Raw genomic sequence first — 540 nt, forward strand, 5'->3', positions numbered from 1 at the left:
CTCCGACAAGGAGACCGCGAAAATCCTCAAAGGCACCGAGATTCCGTACCAGGAAGCCAGTTCCAGCGGTGCGACGTCGGTGTCGTTCAAGGAGGCTTCGCTGTCGCTGGAAGTGACGCCGCAGATCACCCCCGACAACCGCATCATCATGGAGGTCAAGGTCACCAAGGACGAACCGGACTACCTGAACAAGGTGCAGGATGTGCCGCCGATCAAGAAGAACGAAGTCAACGCCAAAGTACTGGTAAACGACGGTGAGACCATCGTGATTGGGGGCGTTTTCTCAAATACTCAAAGCAAGGTCGTAGATAAGGTGCCATTTCTTGGCGATGTGCCGTATCTTGGCCGCCTTTTCCGGCGTGATGTGGTTTCGGAGAAAAAATCCGAGCTGCTGGTATTTCTCACTCCGCGTATCATGAATAACCAGGCGATTGCTGTGAGTCGTTGATTCTGTGCGAAATTTGATTCTTGTAGGACCGATGGGCGCTGGAAAAAGCACCATCGGCCGGTTGCTGGCCAAAGAGCTGCGCCTGCCGTTCA

The 540-nt window shown here is 54.1% G+C and carries 1 protein-coding gene and 1 pseudogene; both read left to right on the forward strand.

Going from position 1 to position 540, the window contains the following annotated elements:
* Positions 1-448, forward strand: a pseudogene (locus tag HT737_RS30990) (type IV pilus secretin PilQ); the annotation flags it as partial.
* A gap of 4 nt (positions 449-452) precedes the next feature.
* The coding region (locus tag HT737_RS30995) for a shikimate kinase (protein WP_374011229.1) at positions 453-540 on the forward strand (88 nt) is incomplete at its 3' end.

The sequence above is a fragment of the Pseudomonas sp. MD195_PC81_125 genome (genome assembly GCF_014060985.1).
In the GTDB taxonomy this organism is placed as follows: Bacteria; Pseudomonadota; Gammaproteobacteria; order Pseudomonadales; family Pseudomonadaceae; genus Aquipseudomonas; species Aquipseudomonas parakoreensis.